The 18,208-nt window shown below is 28.3% G+C and carries 20 protein-coding genes; 5 read left to right on the top strand and 15 right to left on the bottom strand.

Translation table 11 applies throughout. The features are described from left to right. Window positions 1–15: 15 nt before the first annotated feature. Genes ACA135_RS04890 through ACA135_RS04875 form a run of 4 tightly spaced genes read right to left on the bottom strand, consistent with a single transcriptional unit; the run spans window position 16 to window position 3,169 of the window. Window positions 16–1,203, bottom strand: a complete 1,188-nt coding sequence (locus ACA135_RS04890) for a hypothetical protein (RefSeq protein WP_409197651.1) — start codon at window positions 1,201–1,203, stop codon at window positions 16–18. 31 nt (window positions 1,204–1,234) lie between these two features. Beyond that, a complete protein-coding gene (locus tag ACA135_RS04885) occupies window positions 1,235–1,948 on the bottom strand; it encodes a hypothetical protein (RefSeq protein ID WP_409197650.1) in 714 nt (237 codons plus the stop codon). Window positions 1,949–1,963: 15 nt separating this feature from the next. Further along, a complete protein-coding gene (gene guaA, locus ACA135_RS04880) occupies window positions 1,964–2,890 on the bottom strand; it encodes a glutamine-hydrolyzing GMP synthase (RefSeq protein WP_409197649.1) in 927 nt (308 codons plus the stop codon). 18 nt (window positions 2,891–2,908) lie between these two features. Beyond that, window positions 2,909–3,169: a hypothetical protein gene (locus ACA135_RS04875; protein WP_409197648.1), complete on the bottom strand. Its 261-nt coding sequence runs from the start codon at window positions 3,167–3,169 to the stop codon at window positions 2,909–2,911. 292 nt (window positions 3,170–3,461) lie between these two features. Here ACA135_RS04875 and ACA135_RS04870 point away from each other — a divergent pair, with 292 nt between their 5' ends. Continuing rightward, complete coding sequence (locus tag ACA135_RS04870; protein ID WP_409197647.1) at window positions 3,462–3,746, top strand: DNA-binding protein; 285 nt, start codon at window positions 3,462–3,464, stop codon at window positions 3,744–3,746. Window positions 3,747–3,851: 105 nt separating this feature from the next. On the opposite strand, the gene ACA135_RS04865 is transcribed toward ACA135_RS04870, so the two are convergent. Next, the gene (locus ACA135_RS04865; RefSeq protein WP_409197646.1) at window positions 3,852–4,418 is read right to left on the bottom strand and encodes a GMP synthase subunit A; all 567 of its coding nucleotides are present in this window, start codon (window positions 4,416–4,418) and stop codon (window positions 3,852–3,854) included. 92 nt (window positions 4,419–4,510) lie between these two features. Between ACA135_RS04865 and ACA135_RS04860 the strand changes: the two genes are divergently transcribed. After that, entirely contained in the window at window positions 4,511–4,654 is a 144-nt protein-coding gene (locus ACA135_RS04860; protein ID WP_409197645.1) for a hypothetical protein, read from the top strand. A 25-nt stretch (window positions 4,655–4,679) separates the two neighbouring features. Here ACA135_RS04860 and ACA135_RS04855 read toward each other — a convergent pair whose 3' ends face one another. The 8 genes from ACA135_RS04855 to ACA135_RS04820 all read right to left on the bottom strand — a co-directional run bounded on the left by ACA135_RS04855 (window position 4,680) and on the right by ACA135_RS04820 (window position 14,185). Then, window positions 4,680–5,588: an NAD(P)/FAD-dependent oxidoreductase gene (locus ACA135_RS04855; protein WP_409197644.1), complete on the bottom strand. Its 909-nt coding sequence runs from the start codon at window positions 5,586–5,588 to the stop codon at window positions 4,680–4,682. A gap of 28 nt (window positions 5,589–5,616) precedes the next feature. Then, entirely contained in the window at window positions 5,617–7,488 is a 1,872-nt protein-coding gene (gene gatE, locus ACA135_RS04850; protein ID WP_409197643.1) for a Glu-tRNA(Gln) amidotransferase subunit GatE, read from the bottom strand. 28 nt (window positions 7,489–7,516) lie between these two features. Next, a complete protein-coding gene (gatD, locus tag ACA135_RS04845; RefSeq protein WP_409197642.1) occupies window positions 7,517–8,824 on the bottom strand; it encodes a Glu-tRNA(Gln) amidotransferase subunit GatD in 1,308 nt (435 codons plus the stop codon). An 84-nt stretch (window positions 8,825–8,908) separates the two neighbouring features. Further along, complete coding sequence (locus tag ACA135_RS04840; RefSeq protein ID WP_409197641.1) at window positions 8,909–10,405, bottom strand: 2-oxoacid:acceptor oxidoreductase family protein; 1,497 nt, start codon at window positions 10,403–10,405, stop codon at window positions 8,909–8,911. A gap of 28 nt (window positions 10,406–10,433) precedes the next feature. Then, window positions 10,434–11,600: a 3-methyl-2-oxobutanoate dehydrogenase subunit VorB gene (locus ACA135_RS04835; protein ID WP_409197640.1), complete on the bottom strand. Its 1,167-nt coding sequence runs from the start codon at window positions 11,598–11,600 to the stop codon at window positions 10,434–10,436. Window positions 11,601–11,603: 3 nt separating this feature from the next. Beyond that, window positions 11,604–11,855 carry a ferredoxin family protein gene (locus tag ACA135_RS04830; protein ID WP_409197639.1) on the bottom strand — a complete coding sequence of 84 codons (252 nt, stop codon included), beginning with the start codon at window positions 11,853–11,855 and terminating at the stop codon, window positions 11,604–11,606. A 52-nt stretch (window positions 11,856–11,907) separates the two neighbouring features. Next, entirely contained in the window at window positions 11,908–13,581 is a 1,674-nt protein-coding gene (locus ACA135_RS04825; RefSeq protein WP_409197638.1) for an AMP-binding protein, read from the bottom strand. Window positions 13,582–13,633: 52 nt separating this feature from the next. Beyond that, window positions 13,634–14,185 carry a helix-turn-helix domain-containing protein gene (locus ACA135_RS04820; RefSeq protein ID WP_409197637.1) on the bottom strand — a complete coding sequence of 184 codons (552 nt, stop codon included), beginning with the start codon at window positions 14,183–14,185 and terminating at the stop codon, window positions 13,634–13,636. Window positions 14,186–14,653: 468 nt separating this feature from the next. Here ACA135_RS04820 and ACA135_RS04815 point away from each other — a divergent pair, with 468 nt between their 5' ends. The 3 genes from ACA135_RS04815 to ACA135_RS04805 all read left to right on the top strand — a co-directional run bounded on the left by ACA135_RS04815 (window position 14,654) and on the right by ACA135_RS04805 (window position 15,917). Continuing rightward, window positions 14,654–15,043 carry a hypothetical protein gene (locus ACA135_RS04815; protein WP_409197636.1) on the top strand — a complete coding sequence of 130 codons (390 nt, stop codon included), beginning with the start codon at window positions 14,654–14,656 and terminating at the stop codon, window positions 15,041–15,043. A gap of 61 nt (window positions 15,044–15,104) precedes the next feature. Further along, on the top strand, window positions 15,105–15,512 hold the full coding sequence (locus ACA135_RS04810; protein ID WP_409197635.1) for a hypothetical protein: 408 nt from the start codon (window positions 15,105–15,107) through the stop codon (window positions 15,510–15,512). 24 nt (window positions 15,513–15,536) lie between these two features. Beyond that, complete coding sequence (locus tag ACA135_RS04805) at window positions 15,537–15,917, top strand: hypothetical protein (protein WP_409197634.1); 381 nt, start codon at window positions 15,537–15,539, stop codon at window positions 15,915–15,917. Window positions 15,918–15,955: 38 nt separating this feature from the next. Here the strand turns inward: ACA135_RS04805 and ACA135_RS04800 are convergent, their stop codons facing one another. Both ACA135_RS04800 and ACA135_RS04795 read right to left on the bottom strand, forming a co-directional pair. Further along, window positions 15,956–17,470, bottom strand: coding sequence for a hypothetical protein (locus tag ACA135_RS04800; RefSeq protein WP_409197633.1), 1,515 nt, complete (start codon window positions 17,468–17,470; stop codon window positions 15,956–15,958). 142 nt (window positions 17,471–17,612) lie between these two features. Beyond that, entirely contained in the window at window positions 17,613–17,912 is a 300-nt protein-coding gene (locus ACA135_RS04795) for a DUF2085 domain-containing protein (protein ID WP_409197632.1), read from the bottom strand. Window positions 17,913–18,208 lie beyond the last annotated feature (296 nt).

The following is an 18,208-nucleotide window of genomic DNA, read 5'->3' as shown; positions in this document are numbered from 1 at the left end:
ATTTAATAATTATTTTCATTGATATTTTGGACTTTTCTTAAAAAAATTATCCAAAGTAGTTTGATGAGAATGAAGTAACTCATTTAATAAAGTACTAACCTTAACATACTTACTAATAGGAATTTTAAGTTGAGTACTAGCATAATGTAGGCAAGATTTTAAATCTTCAAACTCTTTATAAGGTTCTTGCATAGCAAATTTAATATTTTCTCTAACATTAAAAACACCTAAAGGAACATAACCATTATAAGCTTCACGTAAAATAATTAAACCAGCTTGTTTCTTTTCACGAGCTAATTCATCAAGTACAGCATATTTAGCAGTATAATAACAACCACCAACAGAAGAATATTCCTTTTTACCACCATTTAATTCATAATCACTAAAAATCATTTCCTCTTGACCAAGAATTTTAATAAAAGCTTCAGTCCATTCATACTGCCATTCAACAGGTAATAAAATAATAATATACTTATTCTTTAAACTATAATATTCATAAACACGATAAGAATCAATAATAGGATAATTCCTAACAGATTTAAGTAAACCATCTGCTAAAGTAGTATCACAAGCAGTAATACTCCAACGAGTAGGAACTAACTTACGACTTTTACCAATACCAAAAGCACCAACACTAAAAGCTTTTTGCATATTACTAAACGGAACATCTTTATCATGCAAACCCATAACAGCTTCAGCAGCTTTTAAATCAGTATCATAATAAGATTTCTCTAATTGATGATCCCATTTAACAGCATCAATATCAAACTTTTCAATCACAGCACTAGGACCATGAGGGGTACTATCCTCACTTAAAACACTACCATGAGGAATTTTACCAAAAGTAGCTTCACTATCAATAGATTTACTAGCTAAAGAAATATCCTGCAACTTCTCAACAAAAGGATTATCTAAATCCTTAATACTGATTAATTGCTTACCTCTTACTAAATTAAGACGGTAATTGATAATTTCATCTTGAGTTTTATGTTCAGGTAACCATGATTCTGGAGAATCCACAATACTAGTATCTCCTTTTTCATTAACCATCATTGGTCCAGCATATACTTTAGGATAACTCCATCTACCAATAAAAACACTAGGAGGAGTACTACCTTCAAGATCTTTACCTACCTTAACAGATTTCATCTGAAGATCTTTAGTTAACTTTTCAAGGTAAGCATTTTTTGTTGTTTTTGACATAAAAATCAAATTAAATAAAATAAATTTTTTTTTAAATGAATACTATTAGTGTTAAGATAAAAAAGATTAGTAAAATCCAAATTATACTAAAAATTATCATAACAATTATTTCAGTGTTTGTAAAACTTCTTTTTGTTCTAAGATTTAAATCTTCTATTCTCCAAAAATCATTCATAGATTCTTGAATGTTAATAATACTCCATAAACCTAAAAAGGGTATACAAATATAAATTAACAAATTAGCAGGTGAAGAAAATGATTCAATTCCTCTAGATTCTATTAAATCTTCCCAATCATTAAGTAAATAGTAAAATACTATCCAATTACCAATAGGAATAAAAGTAAAAATAAAGGTACGTACACCTACACTAATATTTTTACCATAATTTTCTTTTAAGATTTTACTATTATTATAAAACCAATAAATAGAATATAATCCAAATGTAGTAATCATTAAAAGGAATAAACGTCTAATAGGAAAAGCATGATTGTACGTAATAGAACCATTTTCCTTAAATTCTTGTTTATTAGAATTTAAGAAATTTTCCCTATTTTTATACATAAAATTTTCATTATTAATGTGATTTATGGAGGGGATGTTTTCTTTAGTGTTGTAACTATTTGGAATATGGTTTCTTGATATAGCTTCATCACTAACCCAATTATAACAGTATCTACATTTCTGGGCTTTTATGGGTATTTCTCTCCCACAATATTCACATTTTTTTGTTTCTTCATTTGACATATTCTAATTAAATTTTTATTCAAATTCAATAGTACTTGGAGGTTTATCACTAATACTTAAAGCAACATGTGTGACTTCAGGCACTTCAGATGTGATTCTTTGACTAATTTTCCGTATAACACTCCATGGTAATTCTGGAACATATGCAGTCATAGCATCAATACTACTAATTAATCTTAAAACTACTAAATAACCAAAATCTCTTTGATCTCCTTTCACACCTGTAACTTTTGTGTCTGTTAAAACTGCAAAGTATTGCCATAAATCTTTGTCCACACCGGAAGCTTTAATTTCTTCACGAACAATAGCATCAGCTTTTCTACAAATTCTTAAATTTTCTTCAGTTAAAGGCCCAATAACTCTAACTGCAAGACCTGGACCTGGGAAAGGTTGTCTTTGAACTAGTTCTTCAGGTAAACCTAATTCATCACCTATTAATCGAACTTCATCTTTATATAATTCTCGAATTGGTTCAACAACATTTAAAACCATTCCACTAGGTAATGCTAAGTTATGATGGGATTTAATTTTACCTTCTGATTCAATCCAGTCAGGTGCAATTGTACCTTGTACTAAAAATTTTGCATCAATCTTTTTAGCTTCTCGTTCAAATACTTCTATAAAAACTCTTCCAATAATTTTACGTTTTTCTTCAGGATCATCGACACCTTCTAATTCTTTAAGGTATTCTTCGGAAGCATCAACATATTTAAAGTTTAATCTGTCTTCAAAAATGTTACAAACTTGTTCTGCTTCACCTTCACGTAATAATCCATGATCTACAAAAACAGCTGTTAAATTATCCCCAATTGCTTCTTTAACAAGTACTGAGCAAACACTACTATCTACTCCACCAGATAATGCAATTATAGCTTTTTCATCACCTATTTCATCTTTCACTTGTTTTATTGCATTTGGGATAAATTTTTCTGGTTTAAACATGATTTTAACCTGAATTTTTTATTCTTCTTCAGCTGGAGGTTCATAATCTTCAATGATTTTTTTAATAATTGCTTCTAATCCGTCTTCATGACCACTATCAACAGCTTCCATGATATCATCATATTTAATGTATTTTTCAAGTTTTACAGCTTTTTGTCCAATACCTGCGATTTTGAAACTTTGTTCTTCATCTCCAACTATGATATTAACGTATTCTTTACGGATTCCAACTTTATTGTCTAATGCTTTATTTTTTAAATCTTCAGAATTATCTATCATTTTTTATCTCCTAAAATTTTTTTAATAAATCTATAAATATGGTTTTTATTTATATTATTTATTTTAATTATAGTTTTCTAAGATTTAAAATTAAATTACTTTTTATTAATTTTTTCTTTTTTTATGACTGGTATTAGTTTTGATTATCTTATTTTGTTGTGATTTTTTTTATTAAGATTATTTTTTCCAATATCTTTATAAGGAGTTATGAATATATATTCATAATACTTAGTAGTAAAAAAAAATAAAAAATCAAAATCTACTATAAAAAAAAATTTGGAGATTCATTAAAATGGAAAAAAATTTAAAATACACATGTAAAAATTGCGGATTTACTTGGATAACCCTAAACGGAGAACATAAAGTTTGCCCAAAATGTCACAGTGAAGAAATTCAATTAATAGAAGAAGTAAAAGACTTAGATGTAGAAGCAATCCTAAATCATAATAAAATGAGAGGAGGATGCTGTGGATCTGCACGAGGACAAGGACCATTAACCTGTGGAAAACCAGCACCAGACCATGCAAACCCTAATACCCCCCACGACAAGAAAAACTGCTGTGGATACAAAGACTAAAAAAAAATAAATTAAATTATTTTTAAAATTTTCTCATTACCTTAAAAAAAAATTAAAAAAAATAATTATCAGGATAAAATATAAAAATTTAAAAATAAATTGATTTTATAATTTATCCTTACAAATTTTATAAAAATTCATAAAAATTTCATCACCTAATGGTGTAGTATGGACTTCGGGATGAAACTGAATACCATAAATATCTTTATTTTCATGTTTAATAGCTTCAATATCACACAAATCACTATTAGCTATAATCTTAAAATCTTCAGGTAATTTCACAATTTCATCTTTATGACTACTCCAAACATCCATATTTGGAGCTAAACCTTTAAAAAGATTATCATCATTAAGAATATCAATAGTAACTTGAGCATAACTTTCAGTTTCACTACTAGTAACCTCACCATTAAAAGCCTTAGCTATTAATTGATGACCTAAACAAATACCTAATATAGGAACATCAATATTCTTAATATACTCTACAGTATTACCAGCACCCTCTGCAGATGGACCGCCCCCAATAATTAAACCCATTGGTTCTTTTTCTAAAATTTCATCAATACTTAATGAATTTGGAACTAATTCTGAAGGAATATCAAGATAAGATAAACTTCTTTGAATTCTATGATTATACTGACCTTTATTGTTAATAATAATAATTTTATTCATTTAAATAACCTGTAAAAAAAATTCTTAATAATTATTAATTTATAATTTATACTTAATTAAATTTATATACTATAAATATGTTAAATTAGCTTATGGAATTAGAACAATTAATATTAATAATAATTGCAATCTTAATTGCAGTAATAATATTTAAAGTATTCATGTGGTTACTACCAATAATAGTCATATTATTAATAGCATACTTTATCTATGTATACTTCACAGATGAATATTAACTAAACTTTCATCCAAAACTTTTTTTTATAAATCTCTTTCATTAAAGGCAATACTACTAGCAACTGCACCTTCACCACAAGCAACAACCCATTGCTTAATACCACCAGTAATATCACCAGCAGCATAAACATGTTCCACATTAGTCTTTTGTTGCTTATCAGTTATTATATAACCAGAATCATCTAATTTAACACCTAAACTAATAGCTAACTCATTTTGGGGAAGATCCCCAATAGCAACAAATAATGCATCAGTTTCAACTTCAATTATACTACCATCAGTTTTTTCAAGAATCACACTTTCTACAGTTTGACTACCTTTAATTTCTTTAACAACAGAATTCCAGATTACATTAATTCCTTTTTTATCTAAAACATCTGTTAAATATTTTTCAGCTCTTAATTCATCCCGTCGATGCACAATCTGAACATCACATCCAAGATTAGTTAAAAATATACTCTCTTGAGCTGCACTATTACCCCCACCTATAACAAGAACTTTACGATTTTTAAAAAACATTCCATCACAAGTAGCACAATAAGAAACACCTCTACCTTTAAATTCATCTTCACCTAGAACATTTAATTGGCGATGTTTACTTCCAGTAGCTAAAATAATATTTTGTGTATGGTAAGAATCTTTATCAGTATTAATAATGAAACTTCCATTTTCCTCTTTAGTTATACTTTCAATATTTTCCATTTCATTAATTTGACAATATTGTTCACATTGATTCTTTGTATGTTCAATAAGTTTCATACCATTTATATGCTCATAACCAGGATAATTTTCCATAGCAGGAACTTCTAATCCTAATCCACCAGTTAAACCTTTATCTATAAGTAAAGTTTTACTATTCTGTCTTCCAGCATAAATCCCAGCACTTAAACCAGCAGGACCTGCTCCAATAATGATAATTTCATATTCTTCCATACTAACAAAATCCCCTTAATAATATATTTTATAATCTCTTTTGTATTTCTTCTCGGACAATTTTATTTACAATACTTCCATCAGCTTTACCCTTTAATTGTTTCATACTCATACCCATTAAAGGACCCATAGCACCCATTTGACGTTCACTAATCATAGTTTCATTTTTAGATACAATATTCTCTATAATTTTATGAACATCTTCTTCACTTAATAAAGTTAAGTTATTCTCTTCAGCTAATTTTTCAACATTTTTATTTGGATTATCACTAATACTAATTAAAAGTTTATTTAATGCATCTTTACTAATTTTATTATCTTTTAATAATTTAAACATGTCAACGAGTTTATCAAAAGTGATATTGTTAATATTATGATTATCTCTACGTAACTCTTTTAAATCATATGCAAGAACACTAGCTACAGGAGTACTTTCAACTTTGACTTGTTTTAAAATTTCTTCAAACATATCAGCTTCTTGAGTACGTACTAATTGATTAGCTAAATCTTCACTTAAACTATATTCTTTAATGATTCTAGCTTTTTTCTCATCTGGTAATTCAGGTAAGTTATTAGCAATTTCATTTACATGTTCTTTACTAATTTGGAATAATGGAATATCAGTTTCTAAATACATCCGATTAGCTGTTGCAAGAGGTCTCATATATTCAGTGTTTCCATCTTCTAAACATTTACGTGTTTCTTCAACAACACCGTCAAATGCCATTTTGCTTCTACGTATAACTTCTTCTAAAGCACTAGTTGCCACTTCAGGTTTTTCTGCAACAATAATAATTGCATCTTTAGGTTCAACTTTTAAATATTCCTTAAGTTTATTTACTTCTTCTTGACTTATACCATAAGCAGGTAATTCATCAGTATGGAATAATCCATGAACACCACGTTTTTTAGCATAACCTGATAATTCAGTTCCAAATCTTCTACCTGGTTGAACTTCTAATCCAATAAGACCATCAAATCCTTTAAGAATAATTGCTTTAATACTTTTAGCACTCTTTAAAATCTTACTTCCAGTATCATTAAATACTTCATCAATATCATAAATTTCATCAATTACTTCGGCATTTCTTTCTTTTAACTGATTCCGTATTTCAATTAACTTTAATTGACGTGTTACTTCACGTTCAACTATTTCAGGCATTAATTCTAAGTCTTGAACACCTTTAATTTCTACACGTGCACCTTCAGCGATACTGATATTCACATCCTGTCTGATTGTTCCAAGTCCTCTTTTAACCTTAGTACTTCTTAGAACTTGCCCTATCATATAAGCTACATGTTGCATTGCATCAGGATTATGAACACTAGGATCAGTTGTAATTTCTGCAAGTGGAATTCCTAACCTATCAAGACGAAATTCAGTATATGGTCCTTCACTGTCAACTCTTCTAGCAGCATCTTCTTCTAAACCTAAAGTTTCTATTTTAACTTCACCATAAGGAGTGTCAAGATATCCATCAGTTGCAAGTAATCCTGTTCTTTGAAATCCACTAGTATTACTTCCATCAATTACTTGCTTTCTCATAGTATGAAATTCATCTACAACTTTCATGTTTAAAAGTGAAGCTATAGTTAATGAAATATCTAATGCTTCTTTATTCAAAGCATGTGGAGGTTCATCATCAGTTTCCACAAGACAAGTATGAGTGTTATATGATTCATAATTGAATCTTTGTTTTTGCATTGATTCTTGATATGCTGCTCTATCAATTTGTCCTAATTCACTTTGAGTTGGTCTTAATATTCTTTTAATTTCCTCATCATAATTGTCATCACGTAATTCTGTTGGGCATGGGCAAAAAAGTTTACTTTCAGTATCTAATTGTTGATGAACTTCTAATCCCATTTTAAGACCTAATTTTTTCCAATCTCTACTCATAAATAATCACCTCAAATCATTATTTTTTTTAGTTTAAAAAATATTTAACAGAACTACTATGACTTAATTCACCTGCAATATTAGTAGTCATAATATTTTCAACATCATTTAAATTCTCGCTTTGACCAAGAGCCCATGATAATTTAACATAAGCAGTTTCAGGAGTCATATCCTGTCCACTTATAACGTGAGCATTAATAAGTTCACGACCAGTACTATAAACATTCATATTAACTCTACCATAAAGACATTGGCTAGTCATAACAACTGCAATACCCTCATCATAAGCACGATTGAGAGATTGGATTAAATTTTCCGGAACATGACCTAAACCAGTACCTTCAATTAGTAAACCTTTGAAACCTTTATCAATATGATAATCAATTAATTCACTAGTTATACCAGGATAACTTTTAATAAGTGCAGTTTTAGGTTCTAAATTAGTGTTAAGTTTTAATTCCTTTTCATTACGTTTAATGTAAGGTAAGTTAGTACTTATAATATTTCCATGTTTTAATTCTGCAATTGGTTCACAATCAATACTTCTAAATGTATCCCTACGACTAGTATGCATCTTACGAACTTTTGTACCTTTATGTAAACTACAAATATTATCATTTAAACTATCATGCATACAAACAGTGACTTCAGCAATATCAGATTTTGCAGCACCTACACTATTAAATAAATTAATAAAAGCATCAGTACTAGGACGATCACTACTTCTTTGAGCACCAGTAATTACAATAGGAACAGGAGTTTCCATCATAAAACTAAGAGCCGCACTAGTATAATGCATAGTGTCAGTACCATGAGCTACAACAACACCATCACAACCATTATTAATATCATCAGCAATAGATTCAGCAGCTTTAACCCAATATTCTGGCTTCATATTTTCACTAAGAATATTATATAAAGCTTTCACATCATAATTAGCAATATCTAATAATTCAGGATTTGCACGAAGTAAATCTCCTGCAGTAAAAGCAGGATGAACAGCACCAGTTTTATAATCAATTATACTACTAACAGTACCACCAGTAGATATAATACTAATATCCATCTTGTTAGGATCATGTTCGATTTCAACATTATCATATCCAATCTTAGGTTTATCACCTTTTTCAACTAGTTTAATTTTTGCATCCTTAATATTAATTCCAATATTATATCCACTATCTAATTTAATAACAATAAATTCATCAAGAGCATCATTAGATCTATCTAAAATAATACCTTCATATGAAACATCATCTTTTTCAATAAAAACAGTATCTCCAATAGAAACACCTGCATCATCAATGAATTTTTCACTTAATTCTTTATAAGTCATAAAAAAATACCTCAATTAAAATATAAAAAAATTATATAAAAAAATATAAAAAATAGAAATAAAAGTAATATATTCTCCTTTTATTTATTTGCTAATTGGATTTTCTCTCATCCATTTAGCACCAGCATGTAAAACTTTAACATTAATATCAATTAATTTAGGTTTAGAAGCAAAACTTTCCTCAATACCTTTTTCATAAGCTTCAGGTGCTATTAATTCTCCTTCACCACCAATTTCCATTATAGCTCCAAGAATAGCAGTATTCATAGCTTTAGGATTACCAATTTTAGTAGCTATTTCTCTTGCAGGAATTCTAATTAAATGAACACTTTCTTTAGCATTTAAATCTCCATGAGTATAATCCCCTGCACGAGAATCATATAAAATATATCCATCATCTTTAACATCAACTGCAAATTTCATTAAAGCAGATTTATTTAATGCAATAAGATAATCACAAGCCTCAACAACAGGTGTTCCAATAGTATGAGGGCTGATAGTTACACTACAATTACTAGTTCCTCCTCTTTGTTCAGGACCATAACTTGGATACCAACTAACATGATTACCTTCAGCACATGCAGCTTGAGCTAAAGTCAAACCAGTACTTAAAACACCTTGACCACCGAAACCAGCACATTTAATAGTTACATCTTCAAAGTTTTCATCATCTTTTAATGTAATCATATTTGAACGATCAATTTCAAAAACTTCATCTAATTTTTTAATACTGTAATCTGGTGTTCTACGTTCAATAGGTTTAACATCATGATAATTATCCCGGAATCTTTTCACTGGGAATTCTTTAGCCATTTCATTTATAAGGAAATCTTCGGTTCCTTGTGCATCACGACGTAAATTAGTAGGGCAAGGAGATAATACTTCTACAAATGCATATCCTTTCCCTTCTTTTTGAATAAGTAATGCTTTACGTATAGCTATTTTTGCTTTTCTAATTAAAGATGGAGTTGCGAGTGATACTCGTTCTATAAATACAGGTGCTTTTAAATTATCTAATAATTCACACATATGCATAGGATAACCTGTATAATTAGAATCTCTTCCTTCTTGACAGGTTTTAGTTTTTTCACCAATAAGTGTTGTTGGTGCCATTTGTCCACCAGTCATTCCATAAACAGTATTGTTTACAAAAAATACTGAAATTTTTTCTCCACGATTTGCAGCTTGGATTGTTTCATTTAAACCAATACTAGCTAGGTCACCATCACCTTGGTAACTCATAACAATACTATTTTCTTCAGCACGACTTATTCCAGTTCCTACTTCTGGAGCTCGTCCATGTGCTGTTTGAACATTTCCACAATTAAAATAATAATAAGCGAATACTGCACATCCTACTGGTGAAATCATTACACTACGGTCTTGAATTTCAAGTTCATCCATTACTTCACCTATTAATTTATGAAGTATTCCATGTCCACATCCTGCACAATAATGAGTGTTTTTTATGTCGCTTCCTTTATGTGTGAATTCATCGTTAAGACTATTTGGTTTTTTTATAACTTTCATTTGGTAATCAGGGTAACCTGGTATATCTTCATATTCATCTTGAGTTTTCATTCTTTTTACACATCCATTAAATTTATTTTTAATCTATTACCCTATGTCTTAGAATGTCATCGTTATCTAATTCATCTTTGTATGTTTCATCGTGAGTGTAATCGATATAATATTTTCTTTCTTTAGAATGTAATTTATATTCTTCATCAATACCTGCGTTAACATAAATTCTATTCAAGATATCTTGTAATTCTATAAGATTTCCACCCATACGATTTACAAGACTCACATCTTTACAATATGCTGCACTTTTAATATCTTCACGTAATTGTCCGTTACTCATTTCAACACTAATGAAGTCACATCCTTTTTCTGAAAGTTCAGCAATTTTACCTTTAGGGAAAGGGAATAATGTTATTAAACGTAATAATCCAACTTTAACGTCCTTTTTTCTTGCAATATCTACTGCAGTTCTTGCTACACGACTACTTGTTCCATATGAAACAAGTACTATTTTTGCATCATCTAATTTGTACCCTTCATATTGAACTTCATTTTTTTCAATATCTGCATACTTATCTTGTATGTAAAAATTAAAATCTTCTAATTGGTCGAAGTCTAAGAAAATACTTGTAACAAGATTATCCTTTGTTTCTTTGTTTCCTCTTACAGCCCAAGAATTATCAGGTTTTTTATGATAAGCTCTTTCTGGAAATTGTAATGGTTCTGCCATTTGTCCTAATACTGCATCTGCAAGAACAACTACTGGATTTCGGTATTTATCTGCTAATTCAAATGCTTTCATTGTTAAATCACACATTTCTTGAACACTATTTGGTGCTAAAACAATGTTTTTATAATTTCCATGGCCTCCACCTTTAACAACTTGATTATAATCTCCTTGTTCTGGTCCAATATTACCTAATCCTGGTCCTGCACGCATAACATCAACAATTACAGCTGGTAATTCTGCTCCGGCAAGATAAGTGAATCCTTCTTGCATAAGACTTACTCCAGGCCCGGAAGATGCAGTCATGACTCTATGTCCTGCAGATGCTCCTCCATAAATCATATTGATACTTGCTTCTTCACTTTCAGCTTGTATAAAAGTACGTCCGACTTTTGGGAAATATTTACTTGCTTCATGGAGTACTTCACTTGCAGGGGTAATTGGGTAACCAAAATAACAATCACAACCAGCATATAATGCTCCAACAATAACTGCAGTGTTTCCTTTAACCATTTGACTACTCATATTTTATTCACCTTTATAATTTCTTTTTTTCACTGGAATGCGTACTTCGATTGCTAAAGGCTCTGGACAAGTATAATAACAATCTCCACAACCTATACAACCTTCTCCTGTATATTCTGCATATTGATATCCTTTATTATTAATTCCCTTACTTAAAACTAAACAATTCTTTTTACAGTAAAGTATACATCTCCCACAGGCTTTACAATTATTTTTATTAATAATAGGATATGCTTTTGGTTTATCTTCATTCATATTTATCAAATCTTAATATATTTTATTTATTTCCATTAATTTATTGTAATAATTATTCTTTATCTGATTTGTTTATGTCTTCTCCACGTATAGTGTTTCTTTTGATTTTTCCACTAATGGTTTTTGGTAATTCATCAACAAATTCAATTACTCTAGGATATTTATACGGTGCAGTTACTTTTTTAACATGATTTTGAATTTCTTTAGCTAATTCATCACTTGGAGTATATCCTCGGGTTAAAACAATAGTTGCTTTAACTACTTGTCCTCTAACTTCATGAGGAACACCGGTAATTGCACATTCAAGAACACTAGGGTGTGATATTACAGCACTTTCAACTTCATATGGTCCAATTCGATATCCACTACTTTTAATTATATCATCGTTACGGCCTTCAAAGTGATAGTATCCATCTTCATCAACCCATACAGTATCTCCACTATGATAATGTCCATCATAATTTTTCTTTTTCATTTGTTCAGGGTTCTTAAAGTATTCTTTAAATAATCCTGCAGGGCGGCCTTGATCAATACAAAAAGTTAATTCCCCTCGACTTCCAATATCCACAACTTGACCATCTTTATCAAGTATATCAAGATTATATAATGGGCTTGGTTTACCAACAGATCCAAGTTTAGGTTCTAACCATATGAATGTACCAAGTCCTAAAGTAGTTTCAGTTTGTCCAAAACCTTCTTTAATACTTAATCCAGTTTGTTTTTTAAATACTTTGAAAACTTCAGGAGGTAAAGGTTCGCCTGCTGTTGTAACATGTTTTATATTACTAAAATCATATTTACTTAAGTCTTCTTTGATTAAGAATCTGTAAATAGTTGGAGGTCCACAAAAAGTGGTTACATGATGATCTAAAACCTTTTTTATTAAACTTAATCCATTAAATCTAACATAATCATAAATAAATATGGCTGTTCCAGCTATCCATTGCCCATAAAGGTTTCCCCATACAGCTTTACCCCAACCAGTATCTGCTGCAGTATGATGAAGTCCTTCTTCAACAACATCTTGCCAATATTTTGCAGTTACAATATGTGCTAAAGCATAGACAGGAGTGTGTGATACCATTTTTGGTTCTCCACTAGTTCCACTAGTGAAATAAATTAACATTGTGTCATCATTAGTAACAATATCGTTTCCACTTGGTTTTTCAAATTCATCACTCATTTTCATGATTTCTTTGTTGAAATTATACCAACCAGGAACTTCTTTATTTCCTACTATTACTCGTTCAAAATCATATTTTTCATGGGTTTTATTATAATCTTTGATTAAATAATTTTCTTCTACAGTTACAACCATTTTTATTTCTGCGTTATTAATACGGTAATCAATATCATGAAGTTTTAGCATATGGGTTGCAGGTACAGCTATAGCTCCTAATTTGTGTAATGCTACCATGTTAATCCACCATTCATAACGGTTTTTAAGGGTTAACATTACAGTATCTCCTTTTTTAATTCCTAAGTTTTTATAGAAGTTTGCTGCTTGATTACTTAGTTTACTAATTTGTTTAAATGTGAATGTTTTTTCTTCATTATCATCACACCAAACAAGTGCTAATTTATTTGGATCTATTTTTGCATATTCATCTACAACATCAAATCCAAAGTTAAAATTTTTTGGGATTTTTAATTCAAAGTTTTCTTTAAAGTCTTCGTAAGAGTCAAAATCTACTCTTTTAAGAAATTTTTTTAATAGTGATGTCATTTTATTATTCCTCTAAAAATAATATTTATTATTTGTAAAATTTGATATTTTTTTACATTAAAACAGCTAAAAATTTTGCTGGTTTATTATTTAAAGCAACCATTGCATGTTTATGGGTACTGTCAAATATCACTGAATCTCCAGGGTTTAATTCAATTTCATTATTATGTATAAATAATTTTAAGCTTCCTTCAAGAATATAATTAAATTCTTGTCCTGGATGATTATTTAATGAAGGTGTTTTGTCCTCTTTAGGATCTACAGTTACTATAAAAAATTCAGATTTTTTATTTGCAAATCTTTTACAAAGGTTTTCATATTCATATTCTTTACTTCTATCAACACTAGTTCCTTTTCCTTTTTTAGTAACATCAAAAATGTTCATTCTAGTTTCTTCACCAGTAAGTAATAAGGATAGGTCTACATCGAAAATATTTGCAATTTCATTAAGTAAACTTGCTGGAATATCTTTTTCTCCTTTTTCATATAAAATATAAGTATCTTCATCAATTTTTAATTGTTCAGCGAAGTCTTTTGTTGAAATTTCAGACAATTCTCTTAAGTCATTAATACGAAGTCCAATTTCTTTTGCGAATTCATTCATATTTTTCTACCTACCATATTATTTTTTTTTTAAATTAATTTTGTAAAATTTATTTTTAAGTTAAATATAAAATATTATCTAATTTTTTTTGATTTTAGTTTTAAAAAAATTAGTAATAAAGAATTAATAATTTTAATTAAATAAAAAATTTTTTTTTTAGTTAAAATATTAAAAAAGTATCAGTTAAATATTTTTAACATATAATAATATCAGTCTTTTATTAATATATACTTTATTAATTTTCATGATAATTAATGACAAATTATTTTTATTTGTAATTAAAAAAATGCTATATATTATTATATAATAAGAAACCATAAATTTTATTATATAATAAGAAACCATAAATTTTAAATTAATAAAAATTAAAGTTTATTTCTAATTAAGAATAAAAAAAGAAATAATAAAAATTAAAGTAAATCATTTTTATAAAATTTACTAAAAGAATAAAATCGGAGAAAAATTAATATGTCAGAATCTGATCTTGGTGAAAATTTAATATTTAAAAAACAGTCTGGAGAAGTATTAGAAGTAAATCAAAAATATGTAGGTATAAAATCTAGAGAAGATGCATTTATGAGTATAAACTTCAGAGTACCTAAAGAGGATATGGAAGTTATACAAAGATTTTTCCAAAGTTTTGACATGATAGAACCTTTTAAAATGGATATATGTAGTACAGGGGACATACCTATTTATTTTAGGGGAATATCTCCAGTTCTTGAAAAAAATGAAATAGGGAATAAATATTCATTTATGGCATTAACTGTTCAAGAATCTGTGAAAACTCCTGAAGAAATTGATTTATGTCATGAGTGTACAGGTTGTGGTTTACACTTTGAAAATTCATCACAATAATCTTTATATTTTTTTATAAAAAAAATTACATTAAAAAATTTTTTAATGGAGGATAAAAAAAATGGATGAAGAAAACAAAATTAAAGATGAAGACGTGGATTTAGAAAATTATATCACTTTTCAAAAAGAAAATGGTGAAAGTTTAGCTGTAAACATTAAGTATGTTGGAATAAAACAAAGACAAGACCATTTATTAAGTATGAACTTTCACACATTACCTAAATTTTTAAAAGAAATTATAGACTTCTTTGATGATGTTGGGGATGTTGGAAATTTAGCATATAATATAAGTAACACTGGATTTGTTCCTGTTAACTTTAGAGGCTTATCACCTGTAGTGCGTGAACCTAGTCCTGATAGAGATGTAATATTTTCCATGTCTTTACTTTTAGATCCTGTTAAAAATGTACCTAAAGATTCTTATTATGATCCTACTTGTGGAACTTGTCCTTTCCATCATATTGATTAAAAAATAAGGTTCATGGAGTATAAAATGGTAAATTCAGATATAAGTGATTATATAACTTTTAAGAAGAGATCTGGTGAAATACTTAAAATTAAACAGGAATTTGTAGGGATTAAATCTAGACAAGATAAAACTATGGCTATTCATTATAAAGCGCCTTTAAATGATACTGTTGAAATGGAAAGATTTTTCGATAATTTCAGTACTATTGAAAGATTAAAAATGGATATTGGTGATACAGGTTATATTGGTGTTAATTATCGTGGATTAATCAAAGGTAAAGATAATAATATACCTGAATATTATGATTACTTAGTTTTACTAGTTGAAGAATTTAAATGTCCAAAAAAAGAAGAATATAAAAATATGAAAAAAAGTTCAAAATTTCGCAATAAATTAGCAGAATAAATTTATTAAAATTTTTTAAACATTTTTTTCATTTTTAACTATTTTTTAAATTTACACACTATTAAACCTATTAATGTTAATAGTAGTAAGCCGAATTCATTTCCCGTTACCTTCATATTTACTTCATTACTAATTTTATTTGAACTGTTTGTATCAAGTTTATTTGTAGAATTAGTAAAAGTAGATGTATTTTGATTACTATTTCTATTATTTGTTGAATTAGTATTATTTGAAGTATTGTTTGTTGTATTAGTGCTGCTATTAGTATTGTTTAAAGCATTTAAATTATTAACCAATACTTGATAATCACAAGTTGTAATTATAGTTTGATTAGAATTTGTTTTGCTTAACTTATAAGTTACACTACCATTAATTAAGTTATTATAATAATTTGAACCATCTACACTTACAGTTACATTAAGAGGCATGTTACTAATTTTCATACCATTATTTGATTCTAAAAAGATGGTTAAAATTCCAGTAGTATTATTTTCAATTATACTAGTTTTCAAATTTAACCAAGTAGAAGGATAATTAATAGTTTTATCATAATCAAGAACAAATCTTCCAGTCCAGTTAATCGGATAAACTGTACTATTTAATGGGTTATTTACACCCCACCAATTATTATTAAAATTACTTAAAGAATTTGTTCTATATAAATAAATATCACTTCCAAGAATACCTGAATTATTTAAAATAATACAATTATTAACTATTAAACTGTTAGCATAATTATAAAAACATCCACCTTCGGAAGAAGCCTTATTCTCAGTAAAAACACTATTAGTAGCAACTATATTTCCACTATTAAAGATAGCACCACCAATTTCTGCAAACCCATTACTAATACTAATATTATTTAAATTCATACTTGTATACCATGAATAAATAGTTCCACCCCATCCAAGTGCAGAATTATTATTAAAAACAGTATTAGTAATTTTACAATTAATTGAACTACTAGTAGCTACAGCTCCACCATCATAATCTGCTTGGTTGTTATAAAATTGGGAATCACTTATTTGTAGGGAAGAATTTTTAAGACAAACTGCTCCACCATTAGTGCTTGCATGATTGTTTTCAAAGATACAATTTGATATTGTAATCGGACTATCAAAACTGGAAATCGCACCACCATCAGAACTATTACCATTAATAAATGTCATATTAATAAAATTAACATTAACACCACCAGTAATAGTGAAAATAGAAGAATTGTCATTATTACCATTTAAGATTATTAAATTAGATTTTCCATTACCTACAAATGTTAAACTTTTATTTACTAAAATTCCACTTTGATTATAAGTTCCAGGTTCTAAAATAATTGTGGATCCTTCACTTGATGAATCTATACTACTTTGAATTGAATCATTTGAGGAAATTACATTATTTTGAACTTCATTATATAAAGTAATATTATTTTGTGAGTTAGCAATAATTCCGGAAGGTTCTGTGCTTATGTTTTCATCTGCTATTACACTTGGTATTGTAATTATTAAAAATAGTAAGAATAGGTTAATTAATAAAATCTTTTTTTTATAGTTCATTTTTTTTCACCTCCTTTTTTGGGAGTTATAATAATTATTATATAAAATTTTAATCGATATAAAATTATGTATACATCGAATTTATTAGGTAACTATTAAAAATTGTATCTTCTCAACCTAAAAAAATATAATATTTCAAAGCTTAAATAAGAATACCAATACTTAGTCCTCTAAGCAATACTGTAATAAATCTTAAAGTATTATTACTTTCATGAAAACCTAAACTTTGTGTAACACCATCAACCACCAATGGCAATAAAATTAAAACACTAAATAAAAGTAGTGAAGGAGTATAATCTATAAAATAAAAATAAGCATAAACAATATAGGTAAAAACTCCTAAATAAACACCAGTACGCCTAGCACAGACTGGAAACTGATGACCTTTAAAATGAAAACTTCTCTCAAGCTTGTGATGACATATAAGATTAGTAAATTCCATACATTATCAAATAAAATATATGAAAAAACAAGTTAATAAAATTTTATAAAAAAAGGGCTCTGTAGAAACCCTATTTTTGAGGTATTTTTGTTGATCTGTAGAAGTTGTAGAATGTGTTTTTGAGTTTGGTTTCTTTATTTGACAGTTTTAGGCTTCTGCTGTGATTTGTTCCATTAAATTTTCTTTTTTACCACGCTGAATACGCATTCTATGTTATTTCTTTTTCTGTATATTTTGGGTCGGAATATTGTGGGGCTGTTGGTTCTGTAGTGTCCGTTTTTGGCTCTTGTTTTTAA

This window comes from Methanobrevibacter acididurans, from assembly GCF_046197875.1.
GTDB lineage: Archaea > Methanobacteriota > Methanobacteria > Methanobacteriales > Methanobacteriaceae > Methanobrevibacter_A > Methanobrevibacter_A acididurans.
The sequence above is the reverse complement of the archived record's forward strand: the minus strand, read 5'-3'. Positions and strand labels throughout refer to the sequence as shown.